Consider the following 17,329-nt stretch of genomic DNA (forward strand, 5'->3'; position numbering starts at 1 on the left):
AGCCCGAGCGACCTCCCGCCGGAATGCCATGGCTCTCTCGCCCGCCTGGGCCGGCTGGCTCGCGGTGCTCGGAATCCTTTCGATCCTTTGGTATCTGGCCGGCGAGTATCGCTGGCTGACGCAGTATCCCCAGGACTGGATCATTCCGCTCCGATACTGGATCAGCGACTTCATGCGCTGGCTGGTGCGTGAAGCCAGTTTCGGACTTTTCACGTTCCGAGAGCTGACCCGAGCATTTGCATGGCTGCTGGATATCCCGCTGCAGGCCTGCCTCCATCTGCTCGCTCACGGCATCGTCCTGCCGCTTGGCGAAGGCGGCCTTCGTTTGCCGCCACTGCCCTGGATCGGGGTGCTGAGTGCCATGGTCTATCTCGCATGGCGGGTGGGTGATCGCGGCCTCGTGATCCTTGTCGGCTGCAGCTTCGGCTATCTGGTGCTTTTCGGCCAATGGCAAAGCGCCATGGTGACACTGTCCTCCATTCTCGTGGCGGTGCCATTGGGTGTCGTGGCCGGTGCCGGGCTGGGCATCCTGGCCTACCGCCACCGCAGCGTGGAAAAGGCCATCACGCCAATTCTGGATCTGATGCAGACCGTCCCTGTCTTCGCCTATCTGGTCCCGGTCCTGTTCCTGTTCGGTTTCGGACCTGTGTCGGCGATGATCGCCACCATCATCTATGCCATGCCGCCAATGGTGCGGGTGACCCTGCTCGCGTTGAAGACCGCACCCGTGGAGATCACCGAGTTCGGCCGCATGGCGGGCTGCACGTCACGCCAGCTGATGTGGAAGATCCTGCTGCCGGCCAGCCGTCACAGCCTGATGGTCGGCGTCAACCAGGTGATCATGCTCTCGCTCAACATGGTCATCATCGCCTCCATGATCGGGGCGGGCGGCCTCGGCCACGATGTCCTGACGGCACTACGGCGTCTGGCGATCGGCAGCGGCCTGGAGGCGGGGCTGGCCATCACGCTGCTGGCGATCTCGCTGGACAGGCTGAGCAAGGCGACCGCCGAATATCAGGCGAAGCCTGCGCGGCTGCGGGGCAGACGTGGTCCGCTCGCCAGCGTCAGCATCGGTGTGGGCATGATCGCCATACTCGCCGCATCCTACCTCGTCGGCACGGCGATGCCGTCTCTCGCCGTCTTTCCGCAGCAGTTCGCGGTGAGTACCGGGCCATTCTGGGACGAGCTGGTGCGGCTCGTGAACATCCACCTCTACGACTATCTGGATGCGTTCAAGTCGACGCTGCTGATCTATGTACTGATCCCGATCAAGCGTGCGTTGATGGAAGCGCCCTGGCCGGGCGTCGCCCTCCTTGTCGGGTTCGCCGGTTGGCGCCTGGGTGGCCCCCGCCTGGCGGTCGTCGTCACGCTGCTGGTCCTCTTCATCGCCATCACCGGCAACTGGCGGAACGCCATGATCTCCGTCTATCTGTGCGGCATCTCGGTGATCATTGCCACGGCGATCGGCATTCCTGTCGGCATTCTGGGCGCCAGCAGCGAGCGGATGCACCGGCTGGTGCAGGCCATCGTGGACACGCTTCAGACCCTGCCGAGCTTCGTCTATCTGATCCCCGTCGTGATGCTGTTCCAGGTCGGAGAGTTCTCCGCCATCATCGCCATCGTCCTTTATGCGCTTGCCCCGGCCATCCGCTATACGGACCACGGCTTGCGGGGCGTTTCGCCCGAGATCATCGAGGCGGCCAGAATGTCGGGGTGCCGGCCGTGGCAGACCCTGGCGAAGGTCAGGCTGCCCCTGGCCATGCCGGCCATCATGCTCGGCGTGAACCAGACGATCATGATGGCGCTCTCGATGCTCGTCATCACGGCCCTCGTCGGCACCAACGATCTCGGCCAGGAAGTCTACATCGCGCTCACCCGGGCCGACATCGGTCACGGAATCGTCGCGGGCGTTTGCGTGGCTTTCATCGCCATCGTGGCGGACCGGCTGATCGGCGCCTGGGCGGACAGGCGGAAACGACTGTTGGGACTGACGTAATGGAGGAAAGATGAGCCTGCCCTCACCCACTCTCCAAGAGCGCGTGGCTGGTCTGCCAATCTGGAAGGGCGCGGTCGCGCCCGTCGCGATGACCGGAGGGATCACCAACACCAACTTCATGGTCGAGGACGCTGGCCGGCGCTATTTCGTGCGCATCGGCAGCGACATTCCGGTTCATGGGGTCATGCGCTTCAACGAATTGGCGGCCGCCCGTGCCGCTCACGCGGCCGGCATCACGCCCGCCGTCCTGCATGCCGAGCCGGGCGTTCTGGTGACGGCGTTCATCGAGGGCAGGACCCTGGGCGAGGAGGACCTTCGCGACGAGGCCATGCTGAGCCGCGTAGTTCCACTTGTGCGCAAGTGCCATGAGGAGGTGGCGCGTCGCGTATCCGCCCCGGTGCTGATGTTCTGGCCATTTCATGTCGTTCGGCACTACGCGGAAGTGCTGCGCGGCGGCGGCAGCAATTATCACGAACGCTTGCCCCTTCTGCTCGAGAAGGCCGATGAGCTGGAGCGCGCGGTTGGGCCGATAACGCCGGTATTCGGGCACAACGATCTGCTCCCCGCCAATTTCATCGACGATGGCAGCCGCCTTTGGCTGGTCGACTGGGATTATGCCGGCTTCAATTCGGCGCTCTTCGATCTGGGCGGGCTGGCAGCCAACTGCCAGCTCGAGCTGGCGCACGAAACCTTCCTCCTCGAGCAGTATTTTGGCAGCCGACCCGATGCATCACTGTGGCGCGCCTATCGCGCGATGAAGGCGGTCTCGGCGCTGCGAGAGGCCATGTGGAGCATGGTTTCCGAGATCCATTCGTCCATCGAGTTCAACTTTGCCGACTACACGCAAGAAAATCTGAACCGCTTCGCGGCCGCCATGGCCGAGTTCGAGCGCTGACCGTTCGCGACAGGAAATCGACATGAGCAAGCTTCCTTCGAGCGCCCAATACATCGTCATCGGAGGAGGCATCATTGGCTGCTCCACCGCCTATCATCTGGCCAAGGCCGGCGCGCGGGACGTGTTGCTGATCGAGCGGCACAAGCTGACCAGCGGCACGACCTTCCACGCAGCAGGCCTGGTCGGCCAGTTGCGCTCCAGCGCCAACATCACGAAATTGCTCAAATACTCCGTCGAACTCTACCAGAAGCTGGAAGCCGAGACCGGCCAGGCGACCGGCTTCAAGCAGAATGGCGGTTTGCGGCTGGCGCGCAATGCCGAGCGCATGATCGAGATCCGACGCCAGGCCACCATGGCCCATTCCTTCGGCCTGGAAATGCACCTTCTTTCACCGCAGGAAGCCGGCCAGCTCTGGCCGCTGATGGACATCTCCGATCTGGTCGGCGCCGCTTTCCTGCCGACCGACGGGCAGGCCAACCCCTCCGATCTGACCCAGGCCCTGGCCAAGGGCGCGCGCATGCAAGGCGTGCGTATCGTCGAGGACGTCGCCGTTACCGCGGTCCGCACCCAGGGCGGGCGTGTGGTTGGACTGGTCACCGATCAGGGCGAGATTGCCTGCGAGACCGTCGTCAACTGCGCTGGGCAGTGGGCGCCGGAGATCGGACGCATGGCCGGAGTGAACGTGCCGCTGCAATCCATGCAGCACCAGTACATGATTACCGAGAAGATCGAGGGCGTAACGCCTGACCTTCCGACCCTGCGCGATCCCGATGGGTTGATCTACTTCAAGGAAGAGGTCGGCGGCCTCGTCATGGGCGGGTACGAACGTTCGCCGCTGCCGTGGGCGATCGATGGCATACCCGAAGGGTTTCAGTTCCAGCTGCTCGGCTCGAATTTCGAACAGTTCGAGCCGCTGATGGAATCGTCTTTGCGCTGCGTTCCGGCCCTCCAGACGGCGGGTATCCGCCAATTGCTGAATGGACCCGAATCCTTCACGACGGACGGTAACTTCATCCTCGGGAATGCGCCCGAGATCGGCGGCTTCTTTGTCGGCTGCGGCTTCAACGCCTTCGGCATCGCCTCGGCTGGCGGAGCGGGATGGGCGCTAGCGGAATGGGTCGTGAACGGCGAGCCGCCCATGGATCTGGCTGCCGTGGACATCCGCCGTTTCGGCCAGCCGCACCGCTCGCGGGAATGGGTACGCCAGCGCACGGTGGAAGCAACCGCCAAACACTACACGATGGCATGGCCGCACGAGGAACCCGAAGCCGGACGCCCGGCGCGCACCTCTCCCCTCTATGGTCGCCTCGCTGCCGCCGGTGCCTGTTTCGGTGAAAAGCTGGGCTGGGAGCGCCCCAACTGGTTCGCCGGCAAGGGTGAGACGGCGTGTGACGTCTACTCGTTCGGCCGGCAGAACTGGTTCGACGCCGTCGGCCGGGAACACCGCGCCGTTCGCGAGGCAGTCGGCATGATCGACCAGACATCCTTCGCCAAATTCCTGGTGATCGGGCGGGATGCGGTGCGGGCCCTTTCTTGGATCTGCGCCGGCAACGTGGACCGCCCGGTCGGCACAATCACCTATACCCAGATGCTCAACCGGCGCGGCGGCATCGAATGCGACCTGACCGTATCGAGGCTGGCCGAGGACAGTTTCTACATCGTCACGGGTACCGGCCACGCCACGCGTGACAGGGACTGGATCACACGCAACATCGATCCGGCCCTCGATGCGCGTCTGGTTGATGTGACCTCGGCCAATGCGGTGCTGTCCGTCATGGGTCCCAATTCCCGCGCGCTCCTTCAATCGGTCTCCGGCGCCGATCTTTCCAGCGAAGCCCATCCCTTCGCCACCTGGCGCGAGATCTTCATTGCCGGCGCGCCGGTGCGCGCACTCAGGGTCACCTATGTCGGTGAATTGGGATGGGAACTGCACATGCCGACGGAGACGGCAGCTTCAGTGTTCGACCGCCTGACCGAGGCGGGCCCCGACTTCGACCTTGCCAATGCCGGCTATCGAGCCATTGAATCGCTCAGGCTGGAGAAAGGCTACCGGGCATGGGGCAGCGACATCACCAGCGACGACACGCCGCTCGAGGCCGGCCTCGGCTTCGCGGTCAAGCTCGCGACCGATATCCCTTTCCAGGGGCGCGCGGCGCTGGAAGCTCAACGCCGCGATGGCGTGCGCAAGCGTCTTGCCTGCTTCACGGTCGACGACAAGGAAACCGTCCTGCTCGGGCGCGAGACGATTTTCCGAAACGGGGAGAAGGCAGGCTATCTGGCCAGTGGCGGCTGGGGCTACACGCTCAACTGCAATATCGGTTACGGCTATGTCCGCAATCCCGATGGTATCGATGCTGCCTATCTGGCTGCAGGCGAGTACGAACTGGAGGTTGCCGGCAGGCTCGTTCCATGCCGGTATCATCCGCGTCCGCTCTACGACCCGGAGATGAGCAAGGTTCGAGCGTAGCCGCCATGCCCCTCGCCGGTCGGCTCCCAAACTTGATCCCCAGGCCTGGCACTTGCCATTTGCCTGGGTTGGGTGCGCCATATCCGCGATAGCCGCCGCGCCTCTCGAGGATGAGCCCAATCGATGCGTGGTCAGCCCGGCGAACGATTTCCCAGGCGTCGCGATGGTCGCTGACATGCCGACCCCAGGCCAGCGCTTCTGGGACCTCGAAGATGGGGAGGTCTGCACGTCTTGCGTTTGGAACGACGGACACCTGGCGACGATTATGAAAGCCAGCGCCCCAGATTTGCGCGCACGAAATCGTCGTCGTTGAGTTCTGGATAGTCGCGGGCGATCCGGTCGAGTTCCGCCTTCTGGCCCGGCCCCATCGTCTCATCCGGGTTGAGGCACCAGATACCTTCCAGAAGCCCCTGACGACGGAGCACTTCGTGGATTGCGGCAATGCAACCGGCGAAATCATTGGCGACATCAAACAGGACGCCATTGGCATCCGTGGTGCGCGCGTCCAGCTCCAGCCACTGCGAGGGGGAGCGGGCCGCCTCGCGATTGTGGATGTCATCGAGCAATTCAACCGCGCGCTTCGTCCACACGGCCCAGTGGCCGAGCAGTCCTCCCTTGATGCGAACGCTGACTGTCTCGCCGTTGCGTGGGAAACTGAAACGGGTCAGGAGGTCGGCGACGATGTGATCGTCATTACCGGTATAGAGCGTGATGCGATCCTGCGCGCCGGCATCCACCACGGCCCGCACCACGTCGAGAGTACGGTATCGGTTGAAAGGGGCCATCTTGATGGCCACGACATTGTCGATCTCGGCGAAGCGCCGCCAGAATCGGTACGGCAGCACCTGTCCCCCCACTGCCGGCTGGAGGTAGAAGCCGATGACTGGCATGACCTCAGCCACCGCGCGGCAATGCGCGATCAACTCGTCCTCCCCGGCATCCTTCATGGCAGCAAGGCCCAGCAGAACCGCATGATAGCCCTTGGCGCGCGCAAGCTTGGCCTCGGCCACCGCCTGCCCGGTCTTGCCGACGGCGCCCGCCACGAGAAACGGCTCGCTCATGTGCCGCGCGGCCTCCTCGGCGGCGAGGGACAGCACAGGCTCGAGCAGGCCATGGTCGCGGATTTCGAATTGGGTGGTATGGACGCCCACCGCAAGGCCAATCGCACCCGCATCGAGATAGTAGCGCGAAAGCGCCCGCTGCCGGCGCGGGTCGAGCGTGCGCGTGGCGTCAAGCGCCAGTGGGTGGGCCGGGATCACGCCCCCCTTGCGCAAGGCGGCAAGCGGAGTGGCAGGGATGTCGTGGATCTTCATGGAGAGCGCTTTCAGTCTTCGGTTGGCGAAGCGACGGGGCGGAGATATCCGAGGATGACTTCAATGACGTGCTGCCGGCGAATCTCCAGCGTCTCCTGGGTCTTGGGCAGATCGAAGATGGCGGACAGGGTGTGCCTGTTGGCGACGTAGAAATAGCAAATGCTCGCGATCGAGATGTAGAGCTGCACCGGATCTACCCCGGAGCGAAAAACGCCATCAGCTTCTCCACGCTTCAGGATCTCCGCGATCAGTGCAACGAGGGGGCTGTTGAGATCGCGCGCGCGCGCGGAGTGCGAGACGTGGACCCCACCGTGCATGTTCTCGTCGTTGATCAGGGAAATGAACTCGGGATGCTGGCTCACATAGTCGAATGAGAAGATGATCAGTTCACGCATCGCCTCTTGCGGCGATCGGTGCGCGAGATCGAGGGCGTGTTCCGCAGTTCGGATCTTGCTGTAGGTCTCTTCCAGCACCGCACTGAAGAGATCCTCCTTGCTCCCGAAGTAGTGATAGATCATCGCCTTGTTGCATCTGGCGAGACGGGCGATCGCGTCGATGCGCGTGCCCTTCAGCCCCTTGCGAGCGAATTCCTTCTCCGCCGCCTTGAGGATACGGGCGCGCGTCGCCGCAGCATCGCGCTGTTGGCGAGGCTTTTCGGGCTCGTCAGGATGCTGCTTGTCCGGCCCGTCTCGGGTGCCTTCGTTCCTAGTAGGTGCCATCACGCACCTCGAAATGCGTCGGCTTGCCGAGCGAGCGTCCGCCGTCCGACAGCCATCTGGCGGTCCAGTCGATCAGTCGCGGCAGCGGAACGCTTGGATAGCCGAAGAGCTGCTGCTGAAGGCTGGTATCCACGATCCAGGCCATATCCTGTTCTCGGCCGGCAAGAACCGGCTCTGTTCCGAATTTCTCGCCGAATTTCTCGGCAAGCCGGCGCACGCTGACAAGTTCGGGACCCGAAAGGTTGAGCACGAAGGGCGGGGAGTCCGCATGCGCCAGCAATTGCAACGCGATGTCATTGGCGTCGCCCTGCCAGATGACGTTGCAATGTCCGCTGTCGATCTGCACCGGTTCGCCCGCCTGGACCGCGCTCGCCACATCGTGCAAGACGCCATAGCGCAGGTCGATGGCATAGGACAGGCGGATCAGCGACACCTTCGTGCCACGGGTGCGCGAGAAATGCTCGAACATCCGCTCGCGCCCCACGCAGGAATTGGCGTATTCGCCGGGCGGGTTGAGTTCGAGATCCTCCCGCGCGCCCTGCCCTGCAATGTCCACGAAGGGATAGACGCAGGCCGTCGAGAACGCGACGATCCGCGCTTCCTGGAAGGCTTCGGCAACGATTGCCGGCACATGCACGTTCATGGCCCATGTGAGCGACTGGTTACCGGCCGATCCAAACTTGCGCCCGGCCATGAAGACGACATTGGCCGTCTTTTCCAGCTTCTCCACCGCCGCAGGATCGAGCAGGTCGCATTCCACCGTCTCGATGTCCCAGCGATGTAGTTTGTCCTTCAGTCCCGGCTCGGAGAAGCGGGCCACGCCGATGACGCGCTTGCCCGGCGCTGCCCGCTTGGCCATGCGCGCCAGCGTTGGCCCCATCTTGCCGCCGACGCCTAGGATCGTGATGTCGCCGTCCACGCCGGCAAGCGTCTTCACGAGCTGATCGCTCGGGCGCGACAGCAACTCTTCCAGTTCGTCTTCGTTGCGGATTTCGATCGGCCAAGCATTCATTTCAGTATTCCCTTGATTATCAAGCGTTTTTCTTGTCGTTCAACATCGCGAAGGACCAATCCTTTGGTGCCACGCGACGGGCGAGATCGGGCTGGACAGTAGAGGCCAGACCCGGCGTATCGAGCGAGGCGACCGAAAGCGCGCCGTCGCGAATGGCGAGCTGGATGCGCTCGCCGGCTCGTTCGTAAAGGTCGGGGTGGGCCGCCAGCGCGGCTTCGGCCTCCTGCGCGGGCAGGTGGTCGAGGCCCCGGAAATAGTGGTGCCCGTTGCGCTCGACATGGGTGATGCCGAGCGCAGCAACCACAGCCAGATCGGCATGAAGCGACACGACCGGAAGGCATGTCAGATCCTCGGCCGACTGGAAATAGGCACCCGGCTCGCCGGCAATTCGGCTATGGCGGGCGGCAAGCATGGCATTGAGGACCGAGCGGATCACGCCCTTGCAGTTCTTGTGGCTCACGCCGCGATAGCCGAGATCGATTGCCTCGCGGAAGGCGCTCGTCCAACCGTCGGCCTCGTCGATCAACAGCGGCCGCCCGATCGTGTCCAGCGCCGCGCGATCCAGGGTTCCCGAAAGCGCCACCGACCGTTCCAGCGGCTGTTCGACGAACAGGATCGACCCATAGAGATCAGCCAGTGACGGGCGGGTACGGACCGCTTCCATAAGCGCCGCGAAATCTTCAAGGCGGCGATATTGCTCGTTGCCGTCCAGCGTGACGGAAACGCGGAATCCGCCAACCGAGAGCAGCCCCGCAATGGCTTCCAGACGCTCCTGATCCGCCGTCAGGTCGCCGCCGACCTTGATCTTGAGATAACGGACACCGTCGTGGCGGAGATAATCCTCAAGCGTCTCGGGCAATCCGTCCCCAACCGGGTCAAGACTGTCGTGCGACGTCAGCGGATCAACGAGCCCGACCGTGTGACGCAGATCCAGTCGCGACAGGGGGGATGCCGGCAGCACCTCGTCGACCCCGATCCCTTCCAGTTCGGGGAAAACCTCGCCCGGACGCAGTCCAAGCGTGTCGGCTGAGAGCATGCGTCGGAAACTCATGCCCCGTGCCTTGCCCACGGCGTCGATCATCGCGCGCTCGATCATAGAGACACCGAAAGACGCTCCGAGCCTGTTAAAGCCGCCGTCCACCGCAGCGCGGTCGACGGCGGCGTCAAGTTGCCGCCAGAGTTCGAATGGCGTCCCTTCCGGCAGATCGCGCGCCAACGACGATGCAACTTCCACGACCCACAAAAGGTCCGCAACATTGTCGGCGGGCGTCTTCTCGGGCCGCTTGTCGAACCATTTGTAGGCCAGAAGGTCCGACGCCCGGCCGACAAATTTGCGGCCGTCGATAATGACGTCGAGTTCGAGCGAGAGAGAGGCGGCAGCCTCCATCGTGATTACGCCAAAACGGAAAGGCATACGCGCGAAGGCGTTGTCTATGCCCAACCTGGTTTCGCCCAACCTGACACGTGGCGTGGTCATGTGCGGCTCCCGAACTCTTCGCAAATACCCTGGAGATAGCCGATGGCGCGCGCGGCTGCGGTCGAGCCATCGGGAAAATAGTCGAACGGCTCCACCGCGATGATGCCGTCATAGTCGAGATCGTGGAGGGCGCGCATGATAGGCGCGAAGCGCCGCGCGCCTTGTCCCGGCGCACGACGGTTGTCATCGTTGAGATGGACATGGCGGATATGGCCGGCGGGCAAATGCCGACGGATCAGCATGTCCGGCTCCTCCGCCTCGCCACCCCAGGCGGCCAGCGTGTCGATCATGGTGCCGCAAGCGGGCGATGCCACTTCCGCTACGACTTCCGCTGCCTCGTCGATGGTGTTGACGAAATCGGTCAGGGTCGGGGCGAGCGGTTCAAGGCAATAGGTGACGCCGTGCTGCGCCGCGGCTTCTCCCGCATGGCGCAGATGGGCGACTGCCGCATCGCGGGCGCGCCGGGGGTCGCGCGCGTCGGCAAGACGGCGCTGCTGTGGCGACCCGTGGACAAGCACGCGGCCGCCCAGATCTGCGCAAAGCTCGATCATGGCGGTCATATGGGCACGGGTTCGTGAAACGGTTGCCATGTCATCGCTGGTCAGGGAGAGCCCGGCAGGCACGTTCAGCAGCCAATGCAGCCCGGTGATCGAGATGCCTTCGTTTTCGGCCGCGCGACGCAGCTCAGCGCGACTGCTTGCTGGGATGCGCGCAGGATCGTCCGACAGCGTGAAGGGTGCGACCTCGAGCCCGACATAGCCAAGCCGGGCGGCCAGAGCGCATTGCTCTTCGAACGACAGCGGCGCCAGCACTTCGTTGCAAAGCGATATTCGGGCGTGTCTCATCCGGGAAACCTCACGAGGAAGACCTCGACGAACACGAAGCGGACCGTGAACGCGACGCAGACCGACAGCACAAGCGCGCCCGCAATCAGTGGCAGAAGAGCCAGTCGACGCTCCCGGTTCAGGAGTTCCGCACCGACCGTGAAAACAAATATGAACAGTGCCGTGGCCACGAGAAACGGAACCTGCCCAAACAGGAAGAATCCGTACACCCCAACGGTGACGAGCGTGAAAGCCGTTCGGGCCGCGCTCGTGGCCGTCCAATGCAGGATCGGCAGGTCCTTCGCGCCGCCACTGGAGAGCGCACGCAAGACCAGCACCAGTCCCAGGACCGCCAATGCAATACTGATCAGACCGGGGGTGAGGCCAGGCACGGTGAACGGATCGGCGTTGCGGTTCTCAAATCGGGGCATGCGCCATGACTCGACCAGCCCGGCAACACCCATGACGGTGACAACGAGACCCGAGATGACGTCGGCTCTGGAGGGAGCGCTGAGCTTCAAGACAGATCTCCTTCGATTTCGGTCATCGAGAATGGCGCCGCTTGAGCGAGGCAGGTCTCGGCTCGGTGTTCCTCATAAACGTACCGATCATGCTCGTGGTCGCGCCGGCCTGTTATGTTCTTCTGCCACGCACGGAAGCAATGACGCCGGGCAAATGGCACATCGGTCAGGCGCTGTTGCTGATCGCCGGCATTATCTCTCTTGTTTACGCCGCAAAGGCCGGGTTCGGCGGCGGCCAACCGCTCGCCCTTGCTCTTCCGATCGTGGCGTTCGGGGTCGTGATGATGTTGCTCTTCGTGAGAAAGCAGCTGCGATCGGACGGTCCGATGCTGGACTTGTCCCTGTTTTCCCACCCCGCCATCCTGGCCGGCATTATCATGGCGCTGGTTGCCACGGGTGCCCTGGCTGGTGTCGAGCTGACATTGGCTCTGGAACTGCAATATGTGATCGGCAAGACGCCTCTCCAAGCGGGCATTTTCATGATCCCGATCATGGTGGCGGCCGCAATCGGCGGTCCCGCCGCAGGCTTCTTGTCGAACAGTTTTGGCCTGCGCCCGGTGGCGACAATGTCGTTGCTGATCGGTGCCGGGTCGCTGGCTTATCTTGGCAGTGCCGACTTCCATAATCCGGGATTAGCCGTTCCCGCCGCTCTCGCGCTTGTCGGCCTTACCCTGAGCATCGGACTGACGGCGTCATCCATCGCCATCATGGGATCTGTGGAAGCTGAAAAAGGCGGTGCGGCGGGATCGCTGGAGGGCACGGGTTACGAACTGGGCACAGGCCTCGGTATCACGCTGTTCGGCGTGTTCATGGCAAGCGTCTTCAGCCGCGCGATCGATCTGCCACCGGACCTGGCGTTGCCGTTGGCCCAACAGGCCAGCCGTTCGATCGGGGACACCTATCTGGTGGCCAATCAACTGCCGGCCGAACAGGGTGCGGCGCTCATCGCGGCCGGCAAGGCCGCCTTCAGCGCCGCCCACGTCACATTGCTGTCGGTGGCGGCAGCGGTAATTGCCGCTTTGGGCATTGCCATCCATTTCTTGTTGGCGAACTATCGTCCAACGGGAGATTCGGCTCGCTGATCGAGCCGGCCGCCACCATCGGGAAGCGTTGCCATCGCGCCGACCTGACCAGCACCGACCCTCGCTGGCCGTTGCCTATTCGATCCCATCCTTGCGGCCGCGGGCTTGTACCGGCCACTCAGAACAGGGCGTTGGGCAGCCAGGTGGCGATGGGCGGTGCCATCCAGATGATGAGGATGGCGACAGCCTGCAGGAGAATGAAGGGCACCACGCCACGGTAGATCATGCCCGTCGTCACGCTCTTGGGCGCCGCCCCGCGAAGATAGAAGAGCGAGAACCCGAAGGGTGGCGTGAGGAACGAGGTCTGCAGATTGACCGCGATCAGCACGGCAAGCCAGATCGGATCGTGCCCCATGAGGATGAGCGGCGGGATCAGGAGCGGCAGCAGGATCACCGATATCTCGACGAAATCCAGGAAGAAGCCCATCAGGAAGATGAACGCCATGGCGAAGAGAAGTGCCCCGGTGGGGCCGCCGGGCAAGGCATCGATGATAGCGGCCACGCGGTGCTCGCCGCCCAGCCCGACGAAGACCAGGCTGAAATAGGAGGCCATCAGGATGGTGGCGAAGATCATCGCGGTGACGCTCAGGGTCTGGGCCAGCGCGGGGATGATCATCTTCTGCCGCGCGAGCGCGAGAAGTCCGAAGACCACCGCCACCATGCCCCAGAGGCCGAGCAGGCCGTAAATGGCGCCAACCGTGTATTGCAGCGCGCCGGCATCACTGCGCTGGAGCCGGACGGGCGCGATGCCGGCCGCAACCGCCAGCGCCAGCAGCGCCAGGGCACCCGACAGGATCAGCCAGCGCGGGGCGCCGCGCCGATAACCGGCCAGGAGGATCGCGCCGACGGCGCCGACGCTGGCTGCCTCGTTCGGCGAGGCGATGCCCCCCAGAATCGCGCCCAGCACCGCAACGATGAGGATGACGGGCGGCAGGATTGCCCCGAGGACCTGCGCGGTGGAGACTTCCTCAACCCTCTCGCGCATCGCAGGCGCATCCTGGGGCCGCAACAAGGCGCGGGCGAGGATGTAGCCGATATAGATCGCGACCAGGAGCAGGCCGGGAACCAGGGCGGCGGCGAAGGTCTGGCCCACCGAAATCGTCTCGATGGAGAAGCGTCCCTGCGAGTATTGCGCCTGCTGGAATGCCGACGACATGACTTCGGCCAGGATGATCAGGAGCGTGGACGGCGGGATGATCTGGCCCAGCGTGCCGGCCGTGCAGACCGCACCGGCCGCCAGCCTGGGATCATAGCCATTGCGCAGCATTGCCGGCAGCGCGATGAGGCCCATGGCCACCACCGTCGCGCCCACGATGCCGGTGGAGGCGGCCAGCAGCGCCCCGACCACCATGACCGAGACACCGAGCCCGCCGCGGATCTGGCCGAAAAGCCGGCCCATCGTCTCCAGCAATTCCTCCGCGATGCGCGACTTCTCCAGAACGACGCCCATGAGAACGAAGAGCGGGATGGCGGTGAGCACCGGGTTGGTCATGACGCCGAAGAAGCGCTGGCCAAGCGCGCCCATCAGATTGATGGGGAAGGCGTCCATCCACCAGCCGAACAGCGCGAAGGCCGAGGCGATGCCCGCAATGGTGAAGGCCACCGGATAGCCCATCAGGATGAAGATGATGAGCGCGGCGAACATCAGGAGATCAAGCGGCATCGTCCCCCCTCTTGAGGCGGATGAGGTCGCGGATGAGCGCCGAGGTGCCCTGGATGAGAAGCAGGATGCAGAAGGCCGGCACCAGCGACTTGAGCAGGAAGGCCGCCGGGATGCCGCCGACCGAGATCGGCCCCTCGCGGATCGCCCAGGAGCGCTGCACCATCGGCCAGGACCAGTAGAGCAGCATGATCAGGGCAGGCGCCAGAAGCGCCAGATGGCCGAAAATGTCGATGGCCGCCTGCCCGCGCGGCGAGAAGCGCGCATAGAATATGTCGACCCGCACGTGGCCGTTGACCCACAGCGTGTAGCCGGCGCCGAGCATGAAGATGGATGCGTGGAGATAGAGGACACCCTCGCTCCAGAAGATCGAGGCCACACCGAAGACGTAGCGCAAGAGGACGAGGGTGAACTGCAGGAGCACCATGGCCAGCGCAAGCCACATCACCACCGCACCCGTGGCGCGGTTGATGTTGTCCAGTCCGTCGGCGATGCGCGTCATGGCGGCTTTCCGTCAATGAGCGGCAGGCGGGATGCCCGCCTGCCGCTGAAGTTCAAGGTCAGTTGCTGCCGCCATAGTCGAAGTCGAGCTCGCGCGCGGCAAGCTGGGCGGTCTCCGAATGGCTCATATACTCGACCATGAGGTTGCGGTACTCGAGGAAGCTCTCGGCGATGCGCACGACCAGTTCGTCGCTGTCGGCCAGAAGCTCGTCCATCACCTCTCCCATCGCGTTGCCCATCGCCACGATGATCTCCTCGGGCCACTGGCGCACTTCGGTACCCGCCGCAACCAGCTCGCGCAGGGAACGCGCATGCATGGTGTTGTATTCCGTGAGAACAGGGTTGTAGAGGCTCTCGGCGGCGAATTCGACGACCCGCTTCAGATCGTCATCGAGCGCGTTCCACGCATCCAGATTGATGGCGCATTCCTCGGCCGACGAAGGCTCGCCGACGCCGTTGTCGTAATAATAGGGCGCGACCTGCTGGAAGCCGAGCGCGGAATCCGACCACGGGCCGATGAACTCGCCCGCATCGAGCGCGCCCGACTGGAGCGCCTGGAACATTGCCGGTCCGGGCATCGCCTCGACGGCAACGCCGAGTTTGGACATCACCTCGGAGTTGAGACCCGTCGTGCGGTAGCGCAGGCCGCGCAGATCGTCGACGCTGTTGATCTCGTTGCGGAACCAGCCGGCCCATTGCGGACCCGAATTGCCGCACAGGAAGGGCTTCAGATTGAAGCGGGCATACATCTCGTCATAGAGTTCCTGACCGCCGCCATGCAGCATCCAGCCGTGCTGCTCGATGGCGTTGAGGCCGAGCGGCTGCGAGCCGAAGAGCAGGATGCCCTTGGACTTCGAGCCCCAGTAAGCCGGGACGGCGTGGTAGATCTCGGCCGTGCCTTCTCCGACGGCGTCGAATACGCCGGGACCCGGCACGATCTCGCCGGCTGCGAACAGCTCGACCTCGATACGTCCGCCCGACAGCGTGGTGATGCGGTCGGCGAGCATCTGCGCGGCGATACCCGGCCCCGGCAGGTTGCGTGGCCATGCCGAAACTAGTCGCCAGCGTATGACATCCTGCGCAATTGCGGGCGCGGCCAGCGTGGTTGCTGCAGCGCCTACCGTTGCGGCGGTGAGAAATGTACGTCTTTTCATGTCCCTCTCCTTTTCTTGGGTTCAGTCTTTCAGGATTGCGGGCAGGTTCAGCCCGTGTTCGCGCGCGCAGTCGATGGCAGTTTCATAACCCGCGTCGGCGTGGCGCATCACGCCGGTCGCGGGGTCGTTCCAGAGCACGTTGGCGATGCGCCGGTCGGCATCTGCGGTGCCGTCGCAGCAGATGACCATTCCCGAGTGCTGGGAGAAGCCCATGCCCACGCCGCCGCCATGGTGCAGGCTGACCCAGGTGGCACCCGACGCGCAGTTCAACAACGCGTTGAGAAGCGGCCAGTCGGAGACGGCGTCCGAGCCATCCTGCATCGCCTCCGTCTCGCGGTTCGGCGAGGCGACGGAGCCTGAATCCAGATGATCGCGGCCGATGACGACCGGGGCCTTCAATTCGCCATTGCGCACCATTTCGTTGATGGCCAGCCCCGCCTTGTGCCGGTCGCCGAGGCCGATCCACATGATGCGGGCGGGCAGCCCCTGGAAGGCGATGCGCTCGCGCGCCATGTCGAGCCAGCGATGGAGATGCTCGTTCTCGGGGAAGAGCTCCTTCATCCTGGCGTCGGTCTTGTAGATGTCCTCCGGATCGCCCGACAGCGCGCACCAGCGGAAGGGGCCAATGCCGCGGCAGAAAAGCGGGCGGATATAGGCCGGCACGAAACCGGGGAAGGCAAAGGCATTTTCCAGCCCCTCTTCCTTGGCGACCTGGCGGATGTTGTTGCCGTAATCGAGCGTCGGCACGCCAGCGTTCCAGAATTCGACCATGGCGGCCACATGGGTCTTCATGCTGGCGCGCGCGGCCTTCTCGACCGCCTTGGGATCGCTTTCTTGCCGGGCACGCCATTCCGGGACGTTCCAGCCGACCGGCAGATAACCGTGCAGGGGATCATGGGCCGATGTCTGGTCGGTCACCATGTCGGGGCGCGGCCCGCCTTCCTTCATGCGTTTGGCGAGTTCGGGGAACACTTCGGCCGCATTGCCGATCAGCGCGACGGACTTCGCCTCGCCGGCCCTGGTCCAGCGCTCGATCATCGCCAGCGCCTCGTCGAGGCTGTGGGTCTTCTCGTCGCAATAGCGCGTGCGGATACGGAAATCGGCCCGCGTCTCATCGCATTCGACGGCGAGGCAGCACGCGCCCGCCATGACGGCCGCCAGGGGCTGCGCGCCGCCCATGCCGCCGAGCCCGGCAGTGAGGATCCACTTGCCCTTGAGGTCACCGCCATAATGCTGGCGCCCGGCCTCCACGAAGGTCTCGTAGGTGCCCTGCACGATGCCCTGCGTGCCGATATAGATCCAGCTGCCGGCGGTCATCTGGCCGTACATGGCCAGCCCCTTGCGGTCGAGCTCGTTGAAATGCTCCCAAGTCGCCCAATGCGGCACCAAATTGGAGTTGGCGATCAGCACGCGCGGTGCGTCCGCATGGGTGCGAAACACGCCAACGGGTTTTCCCGACTGCACCAGCAGCGTCTCGTCGCTTTCCAGCTCCTTCAGCGCGGCGACGATGCGGTCGAAATCGTCCCAGGTGCGCGCCGCCCGCCCGATGCCGCCATAGACCACCAGTTCGTGCGGGTTCTCGGCCACGTCGGGGTGCAGATTGTTCATGAGCATGCGCATCGGCGCTTCGGTGAGCCAGCTCTTGGCGCTGATCTCGGTGCCGGTCGGCGGGAAGACATCGCGGATGTTGTGGCGCGGATTGGACATG

14 protein-coding genes are annotated in these 17,329 nt (G+C 64.2%); 4 read left to right on the forward strand and 10 right to left on the reverse strand.

The features are described 5' to 3' along the window. The first annotated feature begins 28 nt into the window (after window positions 1–28). Genes GRZ55_RS08720 through GRZ55_RS08730 form a run of 3 tightly spaced genes read left to right on the forward strand, consistent with a single transcriptional unit; the run spans window position 29 to window position 5,358 of the window. Window positions 29–1,996: a proline/glycine betaine ABC transporter permease gene (locus tag GRZ55_RS08720; protein WP_169286511.1), complete on the forward strand. Its 1,968-nt coding sequence runs from the start codon at window positions 29–31 to the stop codon at window positions 1,994–1,996. Window positions 1,997–2,006: 10 nt separating this feature from the next. After that, window positions 2,007–2,891: a choline/ethanolamine kinase family protein gene (locus GRZ55_RS08725; protein ID WP_169286512.1), complete on the forward strand. Its 885-nt coding sequence runs from the start codon at window positions 2,007–2,009 to the stop codon at window positions 2,889–2,891. Between the two features lie 22 nt (window positions 2,892–2,913). Next, the gene (locus GRZ55_RS08730; RefSeq protein ID WP_169286513.1) at window positions 2,914–5,358 is read left to right on the forward strand and encodes an FAD-dependent oxidoreductase; all 2,445 of its coding nucleotides are present in this window, start codon (window positions 2,914–2,916) and stop codon (window positions 5,356–5,358) included. Between the two features lie 263 nt (window positions 5,359–5,621). On the opposite strand, the gene GRZ55_RS08735 is transcribed toward GRZ55_RS08730, so the two are convergent. The 6 genes from GRZ55_RS08735 to GRZ55_RS08760 are packed head-to-tail and all read right to left on the reverse strand — an operon-like array spanning window position 5,622 to window position 11,224. Then, a complete protein-coding gene (locus GRZ55_RS08735) occupies window positions 5,622–6,671 on the reverse strand; it encodes a dihydrodipicolinate synthase family protein (RefSeq protein WP_169286514.1) in 1,050 nt (349 codons plus the stop codon). A gap of 11 nt (window positions 6,672–6,682) precedes the next feature. Then, on the reverse strand, window positions 6,683–7,390 hold the full coding sequence (locus tag GRZ55_RS08740; RefSeq protein WP_169286515.1) for a TetR/AcrR family transcriptional regulator: 708 nt from the start codon (window positions 7,388–7,390) through the stop codon (window positions 6,683–6,685). Next, on the reverse strand, window positions 7,377–8,402 hold the full coding sequence (locus GRZ55_RS08745; protein ID WP_169286516.1) for an NAD(P)-dependent oxidoreductase: 1,026 nt from the start codon (window positions 8,400–8,402) through the stop codon (window positions 7,377–7,379). Before GRZ55_RS08745 ends, GRZ55_RS08740 begins: the two co-directional genes overlap by 14 nt. Before the next feature lie 19 nt (window positions 8,403–8,421). After that, window positions 8,422–9,879: a mandelate racemase gene (locus GRZ55_RS08750; RefSeq protein ID WP_169286517.1), complete on the reverse strand. Its 1,458-nt coding sequence runs from the start codon at window positions 9,877–9,879 to the stop codon at window positions 8,422–8,424. Further along, window positions 9,876–10,724, reverse strand: a complete 849-nt coding sequence (locus GRZ55_RS08755; RefSeq protein ID WP_169286518.1) for a sugar phosphate isomerase/epimerase — start codon at window positions 10,722–10,724, stop codon at window positions 9,876–9,878. Before GRZ55_RS08755 ends, GRZ55_RS08750 begins: the two co-directional genes overlap by 4 nt. Beyond that, entirely contained in the window at window positions 10,721–11,224 is a 504-nt protein-coding gene (locus GRZ55_RS08760) for a tripartite tricarboxylate transporter TctB family protein (RefSeq protein WP_169286519.1), read from the reverse strand. Before GRZ55_RS08760 ends, GRZ55_RS08755 begins: the two co-directional genes overlap by 4 nt. 41 nt (window positions 11,225–11,265) lie before the next feature. Between GRZ55_RS08760 and GRZ55_RS08765 the strand changes: the two genes are divergently transcribed. Then, on the forward strand, window positions 11,266–12,306 hold the full coding sequence (locus tag GRZ55_RS08765; protein WP_210257279.1) for a hypothetical protein: 1,041 nt from the start codon (window positions 11,266–11,268) through the stop codon (window positions 12,304–12,306). A gap of 118 nt (window positions 12,307–12,424) precedes the next feature. On the opposite strand, the gene GRZ55_RS08770 is transcribed toward GRZ55_RS08765, so the two are convergent. The 4 genes from GRZ55_RS08770 to hutU are packed head-to-tail and all read right to left on the reverse strand — an operon-like array spanning window position 12,425 to window position 17,328. Further along, window positions 12,425–13,969: a TRAP transporter large permease subunit gene (locus GRZ55_RS08770; protein ID WP_210257280.1), complete on the reverse strand. Its 1,545-nt coding sequence runs from the start codon at window positions 13,967–13,969 to the stop codon at window positions 12,425–12,427. Next, complete coding sequence (locus tag GRZ55_RS08775; protein ID WP_169286520.1) at window positions 13,959–14,468, reverse strand: TRAP transporter small permease subunit; 510 nt, start codon at window positions 14,466–14,468, stop codon at window positions 13,959–13,961. The genes GRZ55_RS08770 and GRZ55_RS08775 overlap by 11 nt, the downstream gene beginning before the upstream one ends. Window positions 14,469–14,526: 58 nt before the next feature. After that, window positions 14,527–15,621: a TRAP transporter substrate-binding protein gene (locus GRZ55_RS08780; RefSeq protein WP_169286521.1), complete on the reverse strand. Its 1,095-nt coding sequence runs from the start codon at window positions 15,619–15,621 to the stop codon at window positions 14,527–14,529. 21 nt (window positions 15,622–15,642) lie between these two features. Next, a complete protein-coding gene (gene hutU / locus GRZ55_RS08785; RefSeq protein ID WP_169286522.1) occupies window positions 15,643–17,328 on the reverse strand; it encodes a urocanate hydratase in 1,686 nt (561 codons plus the stop codon). Between the last annotated feature and the right edge of the window lies 1 nt (window position 17,329).

This window comes from Chelativorans sp. ZYF759, from assembly GCF_012911015.1.
Lineage (GTDB): Bacteria > Pseudomonadota > Alphaproteobacteria > Rhizobiales > Rhizobiaceae > ZYF759.